Origin of the sequence: Massilia sp. CT11-108 (assembly GCF_047302915.1) — a bacterium.
Lineage (GTDB): Bacteria > Pseudomonadota > Gammaproteobacteria > Burkholderiales > Burkholderiaceae_D > Telluria > Telluria orientalis.
This window is the reverse complement of sequence record NZ_JBKYMO010001316.1, coordinates 1-382: the sequence shown is the minus strand read 5'-3', so window position 1 is coordinate 382 and position 382 is coordinate 1. Positions and strand designations below refer to the sequence as shown.

Genomic DNA, 382 nt, shown 5'->3' with positions numbered 1-382 from the left:
AGCGCGAGCAGCGTGCCGGCCGCGGAGTGTCCGGCGCCCACGACGAGGATCCGCTTCCCCGCGAACCGGGCGCGAGCGGCCCCCAGCACATCGGGAATGCCATAATCGATGCGAGCGGCCAGCGCCGCTTCGCCAAGCGCGGGAATGCCGTCCGCCCCCAGCGGGTTCGGATGCCACCACGTGCCGGTCGCATCGATCACCGCGTCGGCCAGGTACGCGCGCGGGCCGGCGGCCGTGTCGGCGCGGATGACGAACGGAGCACGCTCGCGGCCCTTCGTTTTCACCTTGTCGAAGCCGACGCGCGTGAGCGCGGTGACGCGGTGGCCGAACAACAGGTGCGGCGCGATCTCGGGCGTGGCGGCCAGCGGCGCCAGATAGTCGT

The 382-nt window shown here is 72.8% G+C and carries 1 pseudogene; it reads right to left on the bottom strand.

Annotated elements, in window-relative coordinates:
- Positions 1 to 382: pseudogene (locus tag ACEN88_RS34580) on the bottom strand (flavoprotein); the annotation flags it as partial.